Consider the following 17,258-nt stretch of genomic DNA (forward strand, 5'->3'; position numbering starts at 1 on the left):
TCGACCTCGCAGTAGCGATCCGGGCCGCGACCCGAGGAGGAGGTGGCCAACGATGGCCAGCGCGATCAACCTGAACAATGCGATCGATCTGAACAATGCGTCGCTTTCCGAGCTGCCGATCGACGCGCCGAAGTATGACCGCGGCAGCGTCAGCGTCGGGATCGCGCACATCGGCGCCGGTCACTTCCACCGGGCGCATCAAGCCGCATACATTAATCTGCTGCTGCAGCAAGGTGTGGCGCAGGAGTGGGGCATTTGCGGTGTCGGCGTGATGCCCGCCGACTGGACCATGCGCGACGTCCTCAATGGCCAGGACGGGCTGTACACGCTGATCCTGGAAAATCCCAACGGCAGCCGCGATGCCCAGGTGATCGGCTCGATCATCGACTACCGCTATGCCCCGGACGATCCGGATTCGGCGTTGGAGGTGCTGGCCGCCCCGTCCACCCGGATCATTTCACTGACCATCACCGAAGGTGGATACCGCGACCCCGATGGGCCCGCCTTCGCCTTGATCACCGAGGCGCTCGCCCGACGTCGCCAACGCGGGATCGCCGCGCCGACGATCGTCTCCTGCGACAACATCGAGAACAACGGTGAGGTCGCCAGGCGTACCGTGCTCGCGAGCGCCGAACACATGGATCCCGAGTTGGCCGAGTGGGTGGCCGAACACGCCCGGTTCCCGAGTTCGATGGTCGATCGCATCACGCCGGCAACGACTTTGGAGATGGCCGCGGAAGTGCGACGCGACTTCGGCGTCAACGACCGGTGGCCGGTGGTGGCCGAGCCGTTCACCGCCTGGGTCATCGAGGACACCTTCGCCGACGGCCGGCCGCCGCTGGAGCAGGCAGGCGTGCTGTTGGTCGACGATGTGCGCCCGTACGAGCTGATGAAGCTGCGACTGCTCAACGCGGGACATCAGTGCCTGGCCTACTTCGCCCATCTCTGCGGCTTCAAGTTCGTCCACGAGGCCGCGAGCGATCCGTTGTTCGCCGAATTCCTGCTTGCCTACTTCGAATCCGAAGCCATTCCGACGCTCCCGCCGGTGCCGGGCATCGACCTGCATGAGTACAGCCGCACGCTGGTAGAGCGGTTTGCCAACCCGGCCGTGCGGGACACCGTCGCGCGGCTGTGCGCCTACTCGTCGGACCGCATCCCGAAATTTCTGTATCCCGTCATCTGCGACAACCTGGCCAACGACGGGTCGGTCCGGCTGGCGGCAGCGGTGGTGGCGAGCTGGGCGCGATACGCCGAGGGTGTCGACGAGTGGGGCAACCCGTACGAGGTGTTGGACCAGCTGGCCGATTCGCTGATCCCGATCGCCAGGTCGCAGCACGAGAATCCCACCGTGTTCATCGAGATCACCGCGGTGTTCTGCGATCTGGCCCATCAGCCACGCTTCGTCGAGGCGTACCTCTGGGCACTGGATTCGTTGCACAGCAAGGGAGCTCGCGCGACGCTGGATGCCTTGGTGCGATGACCCGCGGGCTGGTGATCGGTGAGTCGCTGATCGATATCGTCGGGGGCGACGAGCATGTCGGCGGCAGTCCGCTCAACGTCGCCGTCGGACTCGGCCGGCTGGGCCGACAGGTCGACTTCCTGACCTCGATCGCCGACGACACGTACGGGCGGCGCATCGTCGACTACGTCGAAGCCGCAGGGGTGCAACTGGTCTCGGAAAGCCGGACCGCGCCGCGCACGCCGACCGCGCGGTCAACCATCGCCGAGGACGGGTCGGCTGAATACGTGTTCGATCTGGACTGGCGACTCTCGGGAACACCGCCGGTCACCCCGCCGCTTTTCGTTCACACCGGATCGATTGCCGCCGTGCAGGATCCGGGCTGCCTGGCGGTCGCGGCACTGGTCGACACCTATCGAATCTCGGCCACGATCACCTTCGATCCCAACGTCCGGCCGTCGCTCATCGCCGACCGGGAACTGGCCGTCGAACGCATCGAGCACCTCATCGAGCGCAGCGACATCGTGAAAGTCAGCGAGGAAGACCTGCATTGGATCGACCCCGCTCGCACGCCCGAGCAGATCGCGCAAACGTGGCTGCGGTTGGGTCCGGCCATCGTGGCGGTGACGATGGCCGACCGGGGCGCGGTGGCCTTCTGCGCGGCGGGCGTCGCCCGGGTGCCGACGCGCGCGGTGCACGTGGTCGACACCGTCGGCGCCGGTGACTCGTTCATGGCCGGTCTGCTCGACGCGCTGTGGAAATCGGGATCGCTGGGCGGCGACCGTCGCGCCGACTTGCACGGGATCAAAGTGGACGCACTGACGACGGCGCTGGAGGCGGCGAGCCTGTCCGCGGCGCTGACCGTCGCGCGCGCCGGCGCTGACCTCCCGGATCGGGCCGCGCTGGACGCGGCTCGCTTCAGTCGGCGCATACCCGAATAACCGAAAGCCCGGGCGGACAATCCCAGGTCGTAGCCCTGTCGTGCTGTTTTGCCACCGGCCCTACGGGCATACTGACTTGCATGCGCTCCATCTGGAAGGGTTCCATCGCGTTCGGGCTGGTGAACGTCCCGGTCAAGGTGTACAGCGCCACCCAGGACCACGACATCAAGTTTCATCAGGTGCACGCCAAGGACAATGGCCGCATCCGCTACCAACGCGTTTGCGAGGTGGACGGCCAGACGGTCGAATACCGTGACATCGCCCGGGCCTACGAATCCGACGACGGTCAGATGGTCATCATCACCGACGACGACATCGCCACCCTGCCCGAGGAACGCAGCCGCGAGATCGAAGTGCTGGAGTTCGTTCCGGCCAGCGAAGTGGACCCGATGCTGTTCGACCGCAGCTACTTCCTGGAACCGGATTCCAAATCGTCGAAATCCTATGTGCTGCTTGCCAAAACGCTCGCCGAGACTGATCGGATGGCGATCGTCCACTTCACGCTGCGCAACAAGACACGGCTGGCGGCCTTGCGCGTCAAGGACTTCGGCAAGCGCGACGTGATGGTGATCCACACCTTGTTGTGGCCCGATGAGATCCGCGATCCCGACTTTCCCATCCTAGACAAGAAGGTCGAGATCAAGCCAGCCGAACTGAAGATGGCCGGTCAGGTGGTGGAGTCGATGGCCGAGGAGTTCAATCCCGACCGCTACCACGACACCTACCAGGAGCAGCTACAAGAGCTGGTCGACGCCAAACTCGAAGGCGGGGAAGCGTTCACCACCGAGGAGCAGCCCAAGGAGCTGGACGAGACCGAGGACGTCTCCGATCTGCTCGCCAAGTTGGAGGCCAGCGTGAAGGCGCGTTCCGGTAACGGCAAGGCACCCGCGAAGAAGGCCGCGGCGAAGAAGACTCCCGCGAAGAAGACGGCTGCCAAGAAGGCTCCGGCCAAGAAGGCGGCCTCGAAGGCATCGTCGAAATCCTGACCCGCTGTCGGGTCAGCGTCTGCGGGTGGCTAGGAAGCGCGTCAGCGCCGCCACGATGTTGATGACGGCGACCATGATGATCAGGGTCAGCGCCGCACCCCAGATCCGCAGGAAGCCAGCGTGTTCGGGATTCGTGAGCTCGGTGTAGATCAGCAGCGGCAGTGACGCCATGTTGCCTTGGAAGATGTCTACGTTGATCGAGCGGCTGTAGCCGACCAGCACCAGCACCGGCGCGGTTTCGCCGATGACTCGCGCGACGGACAACAGGATTCCGGACACGATGCCGGGCATCGCGATTGGGAAGACGATCCGCACGATCGTCTTCCATTTAGACACGCCGAGCGCGTAGCTGGCCTCGCGCAGGTCGTCGGGCACCAGGCGCAGCATCTCCTCGCCGGAGCGCACCACCACCGGCAGCATCAACAGGACCAGGGCCAGCGACACCGCGAACGAACTCTGCTGGAAGCCGAGGGTGGCGATCCAGAGGCTGAAGATGAACAGCGCCGCCACGATCGAGGGCACGCCCGCGAGCACGTCGACCATGAACGTCGTCAGCCGCACCAGGCGCCCGGATCCGTACTCCACCAGGAAGACCGCGGTCATCAGGCCCAGCGGCACGGCCAGGGCGGCGGCCACCCCGGCCTGCACGAGCGTGCCGTAGAGCGCGTGGTAGACGCCGCCGGCGAACTGTTCCGGCAGCACGCCGTGCAGCGAGTGGGTCCACCAGCCCGACCGTGTGACGGCGTACCAGCCGCGTTCGACGACGATCCACAACACCCACACCAGCGGCACCAGCGCAACGCAGAACGAGCCGAGGAAGAAACCCGTCGCGGCGTTGTTGGTGATCCGGCGCCGGAAGCTCAACGGCCGGAACACCTCGATCTTGACCGGCCGGTCCAGTGCTTCAACCGTCACGAGCGCCGCTCCTCCTCATCGCTTCGCTCTGCATCGTCACGGCGCGGGTCACGAGCGCCGCTCCTCCTTCCGGCCGGTCATCCGTTGACCTTGCCGCCGGCGATCGCGCGGGCGAGCGCGTTGACGATGAACGTCAAGACGAACAGGGCGAATCCCGCCGAGATGTACGCCCCTGTCGGCAGCGGCGAGCTGAACTCCGCGGCCGCCGACGCGATCTTCGAGGCGAATGTGTAGCCACCGTCGAACAGCGACCAGTTACCCGGGCGGGCGGCCGAACGCAAGATGATCAGCACCGCCACGGTCTCGCCCAGCGCTCGGCCCAGTCCCAGCATCGAGGCCGCGATGACGCCGCTGCGGCCGAACGGCAGCACGGTCATCCGCACCACCTCCCATTTGGTGGCGCCCAGCGCCTGCGCCGCCTCCATCTGGATGTGCGGGGTCTGCCGGAACACTTCACGCGAGACGGACGTGACGATGGGCAGGATCATCACCGAGAGCACGACGCCGGCGGTGAAGATGGTGCCGCCACCGGCCAGCGAGACATTGCCCTGCTTGAACAGGAACAGCCAGCCCAGGTGGCGGTTGAGGAACGCGGCCACCGGCTCGATCTGGGGTGCGAGCACGAAGATTCCCCACAGCCCGAAGATGATCGACGGCACCGCGGCCAGCAGATCCACCACCGCGCCGAATGGTCGCGCCAGCCGCTTCGGCGCGTACTGGGTGAGGAACACCGCGATGCCGACCGCGACCGGGACGGCCAGCACCAGCGCGCTGAGCGAGCTGAGCACCGTGACCATGAGCAGGTCGCGGATGCCGAACGCGAGCCTGTTCGGGTCGCTGGTACTGAACCTGGCGCTGGTGAAGAAGTTCGCGTGGTTGACGCGCAACGACGGGATGGCGCGCAGCAGCAGGAAGACGGCGATCAACAGGATGGCGACCACGATCGTCGAGCCGGCGGCGGCGGCCATCAACTTGAACAGTCGATCAGCCCGCCGCCCCACGTGCTGACTCAGCGCAGTTAGTGCCGGCTTGTCCGCGGTCGACGGGCTGATAGCTGTTCCTCGTGTCACGACCACCTCAGGTTATGCGATGGCGTTGATGGAAGCAGACAACCTCGACTTGAACGCGTCAGGGATGGGGATGTAGCCGTTGTCGGCCAGGCCGTTCTGGCCGGCGCCGATGGTGCTCTGCAGGAACGCCTTGACCGCCGTACCGACCTGGGCGTCGGGATACTTCGAGCAGACGATCTCGTAGGTGGCCAGCACGATCGGGTAGGAACCGGCCTGGGTGGGCTTGTAGAAGGACAGCGTGTCCAGCACCAGGTCGTTGCCCTGGCCGGCGATCTTGGCTCCAGCAATCGTCTTGCCCACCGAGTCGGCACTGATCGACACCGCATCCGGGCCGGCCGAGGTGATGATCTTGGCCATGTTCAGCTTCTGCGCCTGAGCAAACGACCACTCGTTGTAGGTGACGGAGCCCTCGGTCGCCTTGATCGCCGCCGAGGTGCCGTCGTTCCCCTTTGCTCCCTCGCCGATGCCGCCCTTGAACGTCTTGCCGGCGCCCTTGCCCCACGCGCCGTTGGAGGCGGCATCGAGGTACTTCTGGAAGTTGTCCGTGGTGCCGGACTCGTCGTTGCGGAACACGACGTGAATCGGCTCGGACGGCAGGGCAGCTCCCGGGTTGAGCGCCTGGATCGCGGGGTCGTTCCACGTCGTGATCGCGCCGTTGAAGATTTTGGCGGCCGTGGCGCCATCCAGGCTCAGTGAATTGAGGCCCGCGACGTTGTAGGTGATGGCGATCGGCCCGAAGACCACCGGCAGATTGAGCGCCGGCGAACCGCAGCGCTGTTGCGCGGCGGCGTATTCGTTGGCCGCCAGCGGCGAGTCCGAACCACCGAAATCCGTTTGCTTACCGTTGAATTCGCTGATTCCCGCGCCCGACCCGTTGGCCGTGTAGTTCAGCGTCTGACCGCGGCAGGCCTGCTCGTACGCGTTGACGAACCGGGTCATCGCGTTGGCCTGAGCCGTCGAGCCGCTGGCCTTCAGCGCCTTCTTTCCGCCGCAGCTCACGTTGCCCGACGAGGAGCCGCTCGTTGCGCTCGCGCCGGTCCCGTTGTTGTCGCTTCCGCATGCCGACAACGCCAGCGCGCCGGCGCTCACGACACTCAGCACGGCGCCAAATCGGTTGAGTTTCAATTCGCTTCCTTACGGTAGGGATGAAACAGGATCGCCGCCGGTCGGTAGCCGTAGCGCCCGACCAGCCGTCTCGCAGCCACGAAGCTAACAGTAACAAGGTGAACGTTGAGCAAATTGTTCGGCGCTCATCGCTGAACGCGATGGCACCGGGCGGCGACGTGGGCGCGAGCCGGACTGGACAGCGGTTCGGCACGCTGCGGCAGCAAAGAAAATCGGTTGCCTTTCGCGGCGACCCGCGGGCGCCGTCTCACATCACGAGATGGCGTTGATGGACTCCGCCAGCCGTGACTTGAACGACGCGGGCACCGGGACATACCCGTTGCCCGCTAGCCCGTTCTGTCCATCGCCAATGGTGCTCTGCAGGAACGCCTTTACCGCCGCACCGACCTGGGGGTCGGGATATTTCGAGCAGACGATCTCGTAGGTGGCCAGCACGATGGGATAGGAGCCGGGCCGTGTCGGCTTGTAGAACGAGAAGGTGTCGACCACCAGGTCGCTGCCCCGTCCGGTCAGGGTGGCGCCGGAGATCGTCTTGCCGACCGACTCCGCACCGATCGACACCGGGTCGGGGCCGGCCGAGGTGACGATCCTGGCGATCGCCAGGTTCTGCGCCGACGCGAATGACCATTCGTTGTAGCTGATCGACCCTTCGGTCGCCTTCACGGCCGCCGACGTGCCGCCGTTGCCCTCTGCGCCCTCGCCGACCCCGCCGTTGAAGGCCTTGCCGATGCCCCTGTCCCACACGCCGTCGGACGCGGAGTCCAGGTATTTCTGGAAATTGTCCGTGGTGCCGGACTGGTCGCTGCGGAACGTGACGTGAATGGGCTCGGACGGCAGTGCGGTGCCGGGGTTCAGCGCCCGGATGGCGGGATCGTTCCAGGCGGTGATCGCGCCCTTGAAGATCTTGGCGGCCGTGGCACCGTCGAGGATCAGCGAGTTGACGCCCGCGACGTGGTACGTGATGGCGATCGGGCCGAAAACCACCGGCAGGTTCCACGCCGGCGACCCGCATCGCGCCTCGGCGGCGAAGTATTCGATCGGGGCCAGCGGTGAGTCTGAACCCGCGAAATCGGTTTGATTACCCGTGAATTCACCAATGCCGGCTCCCGAACCGTTGGGGGTGTAGTTCAGCGTCTGGCCGGGGCAGGCCCGCTCGAACGAGCTGACGAAGCGGGTCATCGCGTTGGCCTGCGCGGTCGATCCGCTGGCCTTCAGCGCCTTCTTTCCACCGCAATCGACGTGGCCCGGCGGGGTCGCCCCGCTCCCCCATGCCCGGGTGTCGCCGCCCCCGCACCCCGACAACGCCAGCGCACCGGCCGTCAGGACACTCAATGCGGCACCAAATCGGTTGCGCCTCAAGTTACTTCCTCACGGTGAAGACCAGACACGATCGTCGCCGTTCAGCTAACAGCATCAAGGTTAACGGCGGGCGAATGGTCGCCCGGCGCGAGTGGGCGCCCGACGCCGCGTGCATACCCGCACTGCGGGCCGCATCGCCACCCCCGTGTACAAAAGTAGAACCTGTTCCAGAAATGCCCGATCCGAGACGGCGCGGCTTGCTACCGTGTCGGCTGACACCAAAATGAAGAGAGGCCGCCATGATCCTTGACAGGTTCCGTCTCGACGACAAAGTCGCCGTCATCACTGGTGCAGGTCGCGGTCTCGGGGCGGCCATCGCGCTGGCCTTCGCCGAGGCGGGCGCCGATGTCCTCATCTCCTCACGCACGGAGTCTCAACTAGAAGCCGTCGCGGAACAGGTCCGGGCCGTCGGGCGGCGGGCCCACATCGTGGCCGCCGACCTGGCCCATCCCGAGTCCACCGCCGAGCTGGCCAGCAAGGCCGTCGAGGCGTTCGGGAAACTAGACATCGTCGTCAACAACGTCGGCGGCACCATGCCCAACACGCTGCTGACCACCTCGACCAAGGACCTCAAGGACGCATTCACCTTCAACGTCGCTACCGCTCACGCGCTCACCATCGCGGCGGTGCCGCTGATGTTGGAGCACTCCGGCGGCGGCAGCATCATCAACATCACCTCGACCATGGGCCGGCTGGCCGGGCGTGGTTTCGCTGCCTACGCCACCGCCAAAGCCGCGCTGGCGCACTACACCCGGTCGTCCGCGCTGGACCTGTGCCCGCGCATCCGGGTCAACGCGATCGCCCCCGGATCGATCCTGACCTCCGCGCTGGACGTGGTGGCCTCCAACGACGACCTGCGTGCACCTATGGAGAAGGCAACACCCATGCGCCGTCTGGGCGATCCCGTCGATATCGCCGCTGCCGCAGTCTATTTGGCCTCTCCCGCAGGCGACTTCCTGACCGGTAAGACGCTCGAGGTGGACGGCGGCCTCACGTTCCCCAACCTCGACATCCCCGTCCCGGACCTGTGACCCCCGACCGCTAAGGAGCACGTCATGCCCATCCCCGTCGTCCAATTGGGCACCGGCAACGTCGGTATCCACGCCCTGCGCGCGCTCATCACCAATCCGGAGTTCGACCTGAAGGGCGTCTGGGTGTCGTCGGACGCCAAAGCCGGCAAGGACGCGGCGGAGCTTGCGGGGCTTAGCGAGTCGACCGGTGTGCTCGCCAGCACCGACCTGGATGCGGTGCTGGCCACCGGGCCGCAATGCGCCGTGTACAACGCACTGGCCGACAACCGGTTGCCCGAGGCGCTCGAGGACTACCGGCGCGTCCTGGCGGCCGGAATCAACATCGTCGGCAGCGGCCCTGTCTTCTTGCAGTACCCGTGGCAGGTCATCCCCGAGGAGCTCATCAAGCCCCTGGAAGATGCTGCGCAAGAAGGGAATTCGAGCCTCTACGTCAACGGTATCGATCCCGGCTTCGCCAACGATCTGCTACCGCTGGCGCTGGCGGGTACCTGCCAGAGCATCCAGCAGATTCGGTGCATGGAGATCGTCGACTACGCCACGTATGACAGCACCGCGGTCATGTTCGACGTGATGGGCTTCGGCCAGCCGCTGGACGAGCTGCCCATGCTGCTGCAGCCCGGCGTGCTCAGCCTGGCGTGGGGTTCGGTGATCCGCCAAATGGCTGCGGGCCTGGGTATTTCGCTCGACGAGGTCACCCAGGACTACGTGCGCATCCCCGCTCCGGAGGATTTCGACATCGCCTCGGGTCATATCGCCAAAGGCACCGCCGCGGCGTTGCGCTTCGAGGTGTTCGGCATGGTCAACGGCGACCCCGTCGTCGTCCTCGAACACGTCACCCGGTTGCGCGGGGACCTGTGCCCGGAGTGGCCGCAGCCGGCCCAGGAGGGCGGCTCCTACCGCATCGAGATCACCGGCGAACCGTCTTATGCCATGGACGTCTGCCTGAGCAGCCGCAAGGGCGATCACAACCACGCCGGCCTGGTGGCCACCGCGATGCGCGTCGTCAACGCGATCCCCGCGGTGGTGGCCGCCCAGCCCGGCATCGTGACGACAGTGGACCTGCCGCTGGTCACCGGCAAGGGGCTTTACCTCCCGCAGTGAGGCCCGCGGGCGGGAAACGCCGTAGCCGCTGCGGGTCACGCCGAGATGTTCGACTAACCTCACTTTCTTATTCGGTGAAGTGAATCGAGGTCGACACGTTGGGGCAGCGCACCCAGGGCTCGCTCAAGGGCAACTGGTATTTGCTCGGGCCCGCGTTCGTTGCCGCGATCGCCTACGTCGACCCGGGAAACGTCGCCGCCAACGTCAGCGCCGGCTCGCAGTACGGCTACCTGCTGCTGTGGGTCATCGTCGTGGCCAACGTGCTGGCGGGCCTGGTGCAGTACCTGTCGGCGAAGTTGGGGCTGGTCACCGGGCGCTCCCTGCCCGCCACCATCGGCAAGCGGATGGGCCGCCCGGCCCGGTTGGTCTACTGGGCGCAGGCCGAACTCGTGGCCGTCGCGACCGATGCGGCCGAGGTCGTCGGCGGGGCCATTGCCCTGCACATTCTGTTCAACCTGCCGCTGCTGGCCGGCGGGCTGATCACCGGCCTGGTGGCCTTGCTGTTGCTGGGGATTCAGGACCGGCGCGGGCAGATCATCTTCGAGCGGGTCATCACGGGCTTGTTGCTGGTCATCGCGATCGGGTTCGCGGCGAGCTTCTTCGTCAAGACAGCCCCGCCGGAGGAGATGCTCGGCGGGTTGGTGCCCCGGTTTCACGGCACCGAAAGCGTGCTGCTGGCGGCCGCCATCCTGGGCGCCACGGTGATGCCACACGCGGTCTACATGCATTCCGGCCTGGTCCTGGACCGGCACGGACATCCAGACGAGGGGTCACACCGGCGCCTGCTGCTGCGCGTCACTCGCTGGGACGTCGTGCTGGCGATGACGGTGGCCGGCACGGTGAACGCCGTGATGCTGGTGATCGCCGCGGTCAATCTGCAGCACCGCGACGTCAGCGCCTCCATCGAGGGCGCTTACTCCGCGATTCACAACACGCTGGGCGCGACCATCGCGGTGCTGTTCGCTGTCGGGTTGCTCGCGTCGGGCCTGGCGTCGTCGTCGGTGGGCGCCTATGCGGGCGCCATGATCATGCAGGGATTGCTGCACCGGTCGATTCCGATGGTGCTGCGGCGGGTGATCACTCTGGTGCCCGCCTTGGTGATTCTGGCGGTGGGATTCGACCCCACCCGCGCACTGGTGCTGTCGCAGGTGGTGTTGTCGTTCGGAATACCTTTCGCCGTGCTGCCTTTGATCAAGCTGACCAGCAATCGTGGGCTGATGGGCAGCGACGCCAATCACCGCGTCACGACGATTCTCGGCTGGGCCGTCGGCATATTGATTAGTCTGCTTAACGTGGTGCTCATCTGGCTGACGGTGACCGGCTGAATGCCGGCCCTCCGGCACCTTTACTTCGCATACGGGTCGAACCTATGCGTCATGCAGATGGCGCAACGCTGCCCCGACGCCGCGCATCCGCGGCCTGCCGTGCTGGCCGATCACGACTGGCTGATCAATCAGCGCGGCGTGGCTACCGTCGAACCGCTCGCCGGCAACCAGGTGTACGGGGTGGTGTGGCGGATCTCCGACGGTGACCTGGCGACACTGGACAGCGCCGAGGGGGTGCCGGTGCGCTACCGGCGCGACGAGATGACGGTGCACACCGACGACGGACCCGAGCCGGCCTGGGTCTACATCGACCACCGCGTGACGCCGGGCCCGCCCAGACCGGGCTATCTGCCCAAGATCATCGACGGTGCCACGCAGCAAGGGTTGCCGCAACGCTGGGTCGACTTCTTGCGCCGCTGGGATCCCGCCGGCTGGCCCCGCCCGAAATCGTCATCGACGTCCGGGCCTGGGCCACAGTCACTTTCGGCGTTACTTAACGACCCCGGGGTGACCGAGAGCAGCCGATTACGTTCGCGATTCGGCTTTTTCGCGATCCACGGTGGCGGGCTGGAAGAGATGACCGATGTGATCGCCGAGCGCGCCGCCGAGGCCGCCGGGGCCTCGGTGTACGTGGTGCGTCATCCCGACGCTTACCCTCATCACCTGCCGTCGGCCCTGTTCGACCCGGCCGAGTCGCCGCGACTCGCCGAGTTCCTCGACCACGTCGACGCCGCGGTGTCGCTGCACGGGTATGGCCGCGACGGTCGCAGCACGCAGCTGCTGGCGGGCGGCCGCAACCGGACGCTGGCCGCTCACCTGACCCGGCACATTCGGCTCACCGGCTACCAGGTGATCACCGACCTCGACGAGATCCCACCGGAATTGCGGGGCCTGCATCCGCGCAACCCGGTGAACCTGGTGCGTGACGGCGGAACCCAGCTGGAGCTCTCGGCCCGGGTCAGGGGGATCAGCCCGCGCAGCCCGCTGCCGGGTGATGACGGTTTGTCGTCGGTCACCAGCGCCCTGATCCAGGGGTTGGCGGAGGCCGCCCGTTGTTGGTCAATGTCGGATCGTTGAACGGAGATTGTTGGTGGCCAAGGATTTTCGCTTCGGGATGAGTATGCGGTTCTTCAAGTCGCGCGAGGCACTGCTCGACAAGGCCAAGCGCGCTGAGGACGCCGGGTTCGACATTCTTTGTGTGCCGGACCATTTGGGGGCCGCGGCCCCGTTCCCGACACTGACCGCGGTCGCGATGGTCACCACGACGCTGCGGCTGAGCATGTATGTGCTCAACTCCGCGTTCTACAAGCCGGCCCTGCTCAGCCGGGACATGCAAGGCCTGGATCTGCTCAGCGATGGCCGCCTGGAGATCGGCCTTGGCACCGGTTACGTCCGGGAGGAGTTTGAGGCCGCGGAGATCCCCTATCCCAGCGCAGGCGCGCGGGTCGACTATCTCGAGCACATGACGAAGTACCTGAAAGAGCACCATCCGTCGACGCCGCTCATCATCGCCGGCAATGGCGACCGGGTACTGACCATCGCCGCCCGGAACGCCGACATCATCGGGCTGACCGGCTCCAAGGTGCGCGACGTCGAAGACCCGTTCGCCGAACGCGTGGACTTCGTCCGCAAGGCGGCGGGAGACCGGGTCGAGTCACTCGAGCTGAACCTGGCCATCACGGCGATGCCGCGGGTCGGCGAGACCGAGCCCGACCTCAAGCTGACCCGCTCGTACGCGCCGGACCTGTCCGACGAAGAGATTCTGTCCCAGCCCTCGGTCCTGAGCGGTTCGCCCCGCGAGATCGCCGACACGCTGTTGGCATACCGCGAGAAGTACAGCGTGTCGTCCTTCACCGTGCAGGACAACAACATCGACAACTTCTCGAAAGTGATCGCCGAACTGCGCTGACCGCCGCGGCGATCTATCGGTGGGCGTGCCGGTAAGCTCAGGCCCGTCCGCCCCCGTAGCTCAGGGGATAGAGCACGGCTCTCCTAAAGCCGGTGTCGCAGGTTCGAATCCTGCCGGGGGCACGTCAGCTTGTATGGCCTCGGTTGATGCTTGACATTTCTATTTCGGGTGATGCCTGACAGTGTTTCGGCTGATGCTTGACAGTTGTTTCGGCTGATCCTTAACACTCCCTGGATGTGACGGATCGTCGATCTCGCAGGTTGCCGAAAAGGGTGGGGAGTCGCCTCAGACGCCGCACTCGTGGTTAGCCCGCTATGACGCCGAGGCCCTGGACGGGTTGGTGGACCGGCCGCGTAAGCGGCGAGGCCATCCGACCATCGGTGCCCACTGCTGGCGCCCCCAGATAGCGCCGCCCAAATCACGCATCCGGCAGAACCTCCGACCAACCCGGACCGAATAGCCGTGCCGTCCCGGGACTACCAACTTGCCGGAACGAGTAACTCATCGGCCATCCGCAACCTGTGCCCAGCCGTCTGGAATCCATAAATTCGAATCAGTTCGATCACTGACGGAGGCGAATGGAGCATGCCGGACGGTTGTCGGCAGAATCCAAGGAGGACGACATGAACCGCACGAAACCGCTTTACTACAAAGACCAGCAAGCCTGGCGCGACCTACAGCAGTTCCTGCCTGAACGGCTCCGGCTGAACGACACGAACTCTCCTGAGGAGGATTTCTGGGAGTGGCGTGGGAGTACCGTTCACCTCGACCGCTACCGCAACCCAAAAGCAGCGGCCAAGGTGGTCCTGCACCACGGCGTCGGCACCAATGGCCGCCAGATGAGCCTGATCCTGGGTGCACCTCTGGCTCAACGTGGGTTCGAAACGGTCGCACTGGACAACCTCGGCTACGGCTTGACCCGAGTCGCTCCCGGCACAATCCCCAGCTATGACGACTGGGTCGATCTGGTCGTGGACTTCTTGGCCTACGAACAGTCGCGTGACGACCGGCCGATCGTGCTGTACGGCCTCAGCGCCGGTGGGATGCTGACCTACCACGTCGCGGCGAAGGCGCCAAAGGGAACGCTACGCGGCATCGTCGGCATGACCTTCCTGGACCAGCGAATCCAGCAGGTGCGTGATGAGACGTCGCACGACATCGTGAGCTCGCGAGCAGGAATCCCGCTGATGGGATTGCTGGCCCACACCACCGCCGCGGGTCTCCGCTATCCCATGACATGGGCCTCGAAGATGTCGGCCCTGGTGAACGACAAAGCGGCACTGAGGGTCATGACCCGTGACAAGACCTCCGGTGGCAACACGGTCCCGGTCCGCTTCCTCGCCACGTACGGCGGCTATGTCCCCGCCGTCGAGCCCAAGGATTTCGACGCCTGCCCGGTACTACTCACCCAGCCCGCCGAGGACCGCTGGTCGCCGCCGCACCTGAGTGAACCGATCCTGTCTGCGATCACCAAGGTGCCAGTGGAGAAAGTGATGCTGGAGAACGCGGGCCACTACCCGATCGAAGAGCCGGGTCTGCAGCAGATGCAGGACGCAATCGCCAATTTCGTCACCAAGTACACGCAGTAGCGCGTACCAACTCGGGACCACGGAGTTACTAGAATCGGCGAGGAATAGTCCAACCGGTTCTTAGGAGCTCCGTGGTTCACTGGGACATTCCGCGCTCGACGATGGGCGCCCTACTCATGACCCGGCTGGGTCAGGAGAACGGCCTTTCGGTCGAAAAATGTTTGCACGGAAGTGGACTCACCGAGGCACGACTGTTCGATCCCAGTGCGGAGGCCAGCGTGAGGGACGAACTGGCCGTCGTGGCCAATCTCGTTCGCGAACTAGGGAATCCAGCCGGGCTGGGGATCGAGGCCGGCATGCGTTTCCGGCTCACGTCCTACGGCCTGTGGGGATTTGCGCTTATCAGCAGCCCGACCCTGAGCTCAGCGATACGGGTTGGCTTTCAGTTCGGCGAACTGAGCTTCTCCCTCAGCGAAACATCTTCCCGCGTCGTGGACGGAGAACTACAGCTGGTCCTCGAGCCCCTTGGAATCCCACCGGATCTGCGCCGCTTCACCATCGAGCGCGACGCGGCAGGTATTCAAACCCTATACCGCGACTTGCTCGCGAGGCCGATGCCCTTGAGCCGGGTGAGTTTCACCTTCCCCGCGCCCCCCTCCGACAGTCTCCCGCTCTACCAAGAAATTTTCGGTATGCGACCCGATTTCGACGCGGAGGAGAACATCATCGCCTTCGATGGCAGGATCGCGAATGAGCCTCTCCCCCAAGCGAACCAACACACCGCGGCCCTCGCTCTGCAACACTGCCGCGACTTGCTCGACCGCCGTCGAGCCCGGACCGGGGTCGCCGGGCAGGTGCGCAACATCCTGATCGAACATCTGACCGCACCTCCCGACGCCGCCGACATCGCGGACACTCTCCACGTCAGCGAACGCACCCTCCGCCATCACCTCGCGCAGGAGGGCACGTCCTACCGGGCATTGCTCGATGAAGTCCGGGAACGACTGGCTGAGGAACTTCTCGGCACTCACGGCCTGCCGGTTGCCGAGATCGCCACTCGGCTCGGCTACGTCGAGGTGTCGAGTTTCTCGCAGGCATTCCGCCGCTGGAAAGGCATCGGGCCCCGCGCCTTCCGACAGCTTCAGCCGGCCGCGATCCTGTAACTGAACCAGATCTAGGCGACCGCGCTCGCGTCGCCCTCTTCGACTTCCGCGCACGCCATGAGCAGCTGCGCTGTGAGCCGCTCGAACTGGCAGTCGTGGCATAACACCAGATCAATTCCGGGCAATCGCCGGATTACGGCATTTGATTCGGTGGCCACTCGTTGACAGTGCCCGCATTTGAGATACGCGGCAGAGTGTTCGACGGTGCGGGCTGCGGCTAGGGCGGAGGGGTCGACCATGGATCGATCGTCCCCCGCGCCGCTGGCGATCTGCTGAGAGCCAGGTTGGCAATCTCCCAAGAATCAGTTAGGAATCTGCTGAGTGCGCCCCCGCCGCGCGCCAGCGGAGTCGTCTTCATCGATGGTTCGCAGGTCGGGGGGCGAATCCGCCGGAGGGAGGTGGCTTGGGTGGCAGAGCTGTGATGCGAAACTCGTTGCGCGACAAGGGCTGACGATAACCAACTGTGTCGCAGGTTCGAGCCGGGCGGCACTTCGACGTTCTTAGGACGTCCCCGGTATGCATCGACGGGTCGCCGGAAGAGGATGGTCCCATGACCACCACACCGAACAGCGCCCTCATCCCGACTTTCGCCGCACTGCGCTTTGCCACCGGCGTGGCCTCATGGGCCGCCCCAGTCAGAGCTGCCCGCCTGTTTGGACTGGGTTCGGCGAACCAGCCGCTTATCACCCAGCTCTTCGCGTCTCGCGAACTGACGCTGGCCCTGGCTGTCGCGGATCCCGCATCACCGCGGCTGCGCACCCGCGCATTGCAACTTGGGCTGCTCACCGACGCCCTGGACATCGTCGCGACCCTGCGCGGCCTCCGACACGAGACGCTGCGACCGGTCGGTGCGATCGTGACCGGCGGCGGCGCGGCGGTGTTCCTCGGCATGGGCCTTACCGCGCTGGCGAACCAGAAACGCGCCGCCGCCGCGACGCCATAAGCGGTAGTGAGTTGGGTCACCACGGGCAGCCTTTCGGCCGCTCAGGTGTTGCAACCTGCAGACACTAGTTCAGACGGTGGCCATCACCTAGCGAGGCTGACATGCGGCAGATCATCATTCGCCAACGCTCGGATGCTCGTTTCCCCATAGCGGAAACGCTATGGGTCATCGCCGGCACCATCCTGCTGCTCGCCCTAGGGGACGTCGTGATCGTGTTGACCCTCGCGCTGGCCGCCGCGGCTATCGCGGCCGCATGGTGGATCCGCCGCACCGCCGGGCGTCGCGCGCTGAGGAGCGAAGTGGCGCTGGCTTCCGTGTCTCACCTGCCGACCGGGAACCGCGAGCCGACAGCGGCGTCGGCGCGCGCGCCGTGGCATCGCCACCGCGCCGCGTAGGCACCGT

The 17,258-nt window shown here is 65.7% G+C and carries 18 protein-coding genes and 1 tRNA gene; 14 read left to right on the plus strand and 5 right to left on the minus strand.

Going from position 1 to position 17,258, the window contains the following annotated elements:
* Positions 1-52: 52 nt before the first annotated feature.
* The 3 genes from A5708_RS25090 (at position 53) to A5708_RS25100 (ending at position 3,386) form a co-directional block, all read left to right on the plus strand.
* Complete coding sequence (locus A5708_RS25090) at positions 53-1,480, plus strand: mannitol dehydrogenase family protein (protein ID WP_065031200.1); 1,428 nt, start codon at positions 53-55, stop codon at positions 1,478-1,480.
* Complete coding sequence (locus A5708_RS25095; protein WP_065031201.1) at positions 1,477-2,400, plus strand: carbohydrate kinase family protein; 924 nt, start codon at positions 1,477-1,479, stop codon at positions 2,398-2,400. The genes A5708_RS25090 and A5708_RS25095 overlap by 4 nt, the downstream gene beginning before the upstream one ends.
* An 80-nt stretch (positions 2,401-2,480) precedes the next feature.
* Positions 2,481-3,386, plus strand: a complete 906-nt coding sequence (locus A5708_RS25100) for a Ku protein (protein WP_065031202.1) — start codon at positions 2,481-2,483, stop codon at positions 3,384-3,386.
* A gap of 12 nt (positions 3,387-3,398) precedes the next feature.
* Here the strand turns inward: A5708_RS25100 and pstA are convergent, their stop codons facing one another.
* The 4 genes from pstA to pstS (A5708_RS25120) all read right to left on the minus strand — a co-directional run bounded on the left by pstA (position 3,399) and on the right by pstS (A5708_RS25120) (position 7,855).
* Positions 3,399-4,301: a phosphate ABC transporter permease PstA gene (pstA, locus tag A5708_RS25105; protein ID WP_065031203.1), complete on the minus strand. Its 903-nt coding sequence runs from the start codon at positions 4,299-4,301 to the stop codon at positions 3,399-3,401.
* Between the two features lie 77 nt (positions 4,302-4,378).
* A complete protein-coding gene (gene pstC, locus A5708_RS25110; RefSeq protein WP_155766184.1) occupies positions 4,379-5,353 on the minus strand; it encodes a phosphate ABC transporter permease subunit PstC in 975 nt (324 codons plus the stop codon).
* Between the two features lie 30 nt (positions 5,354-5,383).
* Positions 5,384-6,496, minus strand: coding sequence for a phosphate ABC transporter substrate-binding protein PstS (gene pstS, locus A5708_RS25115; protein WP_065031205.1), 1,113 nt, complete (start codon positions 6,494-6,496; stop codon positions 5,384-5,386).
* Positions 6,497-6,748: 252 nt separating this feature from the next.
* Positions 6,749-7,855, minus strand: a complete 1,107-nt coding sequence (gene pstS, locus A5708_RS25120) for a phosphate ABC transporter substrate-binding protein PstS (protein ID WP_065031206.1) — start codon at positions 7,853-7,855, stop codon at positions 6,749-6,751.
* 239 nt (positions 7,856-8,094) lie between these two features.
* Between pstS (A5708_RS25120) and A5708_RS25125 the strand changes: the two genes are divergently transcribed.
* The 9 genes from A5708_RS25125 to A5708_RS25160 all read left to right on the plus strand — a co-directional run bounded on the left by A5708_RS25125 (position 8,095) and on the right by A5708_RS25160 (position 15,913).
* On the plus strand, positions 8,095-8,886 hold the full coding sequence (locus A5708_RS25125) for an SDR family oxidoreductase (RefSeq protein ID WP_065031207.1): 792 nt from the start codon (positions 8,095-8,097) through the stop codon (positions 8,884-8,886).
* 24 nt (positions 8,887-8,910) lie between these two features.
* Positions 8,911-9,987, plus strand: coding sequence for a diacylglycerol kinase (locus tag A5708_RS25130; RefSeq protein WP_065031208.1), 1,077 nt, complete (start codon positions 8,911-8,913; stop codon positions 9,985-9,987).
* An 83-nt stretch (positions 9,988-10,070) separates the two neighbouring features.
* Positions 10,071-11,312, plus strand: coding sequence for an Nramp family divalent metal transporter (locus tag A5708_RS25135; RefSeq protein ID WP_419538355.1), 1,242 nt, complete (start codon positions 10,071-10,073; stop codon positions 11,310-11,312).
* A complete protein-coding gene (locus tag A5708_RS25140) occupies positions 11,313-12,389 on the plus strand; it encodes a poly-gamma-glutamate hydrolase family protein (RefSeq protein ID WP_065031210.1) in 1,077 nt (358 codons plus the stop codon).
* A 7-nt stretch (positions 12,390-12,396) separates the two neighbouring features.
* Positions 12,397-13,221, plus strand: a complete 825-nt coding sequence (locus A5708_RS25145) for an LLM class F420-dependent oxidoreductase (RefSeq protein ID WP_081293088.1) — start codon at positions 12,397-12,399, stop codon at positions 13,219-13,221.
* Between the two features lie 49 nt (positions 13,222-13,270).
* Positions 13,271-13,343: transfer RNA gene (locus A5708_RS25150), tRNA-Arg, on the plus strand.
* A gap of 128 nt (positions 13,344-13,471) precedes the next feature.
* Entirely contained in the window at positions 13,472-13,681 is a 210-nt protein-coding gene (locus tag A5708_RS27850) for a leucine zipper domain-containing protein (RefSeq protein ID WP_081293089.1), read from the plus strand.
* 163 nt (positions 13,682-13,844) lie between these two features.
* Positions 13,845-14,810 carry an alpha/beta hydrolase gene (locus tag A5708_RS25155; RefSeq protein ID WP_065031244.1) on the plus strand — a complete coding sequence of 322 codons (966 nt, stop codon included), beginning with the start codon at positions 13,845-13,847 and terminating at the stop codon, positions 14,808-14,810.
* A gap of 71 nt (positions 14,811-14,881) precedes the next feature.
* Complete coding sequence (locus tag A5708_RS25160; RefSeq protein WP_081293090.1) at positions 14,882-15,913, plus strand: AraC family transcriptional regulator; 1,032 nt, start codon at positions 14,882-14,884, stop codon at positions 15,911-15,913.
* A gap of 11 nt (positions 15,914-15,924) precedes the next feature.
* Here the strand turns inward: A5708_RS25160 and A5708_RS27080 are convergent, their stop codons facing one another.
* Entirely contained in the window at positions 15,925-16,071 is a 147-nt protein-coding gene (locus A5708_RS27080; RefSeq protein WP_155766181.1) for a hypothetical protein, read from the minus strand.
* A 392-nt stretch (positions 16,072-16,463) separates the two neighbouring features.
* Between A5708_RS27080 and A5708_RS25165 the strand changes: the two genes are divergently transcribed.
* Both A5708_RS25165 and A5708_RS25170 read left to right on the plus strand, forming a co-directional pair.
* Positions 16,464-16,856 carry a hypothetical protein gene (locus A5708_RS25165; RefSeq protein ID WP_065031211.1) on the plus strand — a complete coding sequence of 131 codons (393 nt, stop codon included), beginning with the start codon at positions 16,464-16,466 and terminating at the stop codon, positions 16,854-16,856.
* 101 nt (positions 16,857-16,957) lie between these two features.
* Positions 16,958-17,251 carry a hypothetical protein gene (locus A5708_RS25170; RefSeq protein WP_065031212.1) on the plus strand — a complete coding sequence of 98 codons (294 nt, stop codon included), beginning with the start codon at positions 16,958-16,960 and terminating at the stop codon, positions 17,249-17,251.
* Positions 17,252-17,258: the final 7 nt, after the last annotated feature.

The sequence above is a fragment of the Mycobacterium colombiense genome, assembly GCF_001672755.1.
Taxonomy (GTDB): Bacteria; Actinomycetota; Actinomycetes; order Mycobacteriales; family Mycobacteriaceae; genus Mycobacterium; species Mycobacterium colombiense_C.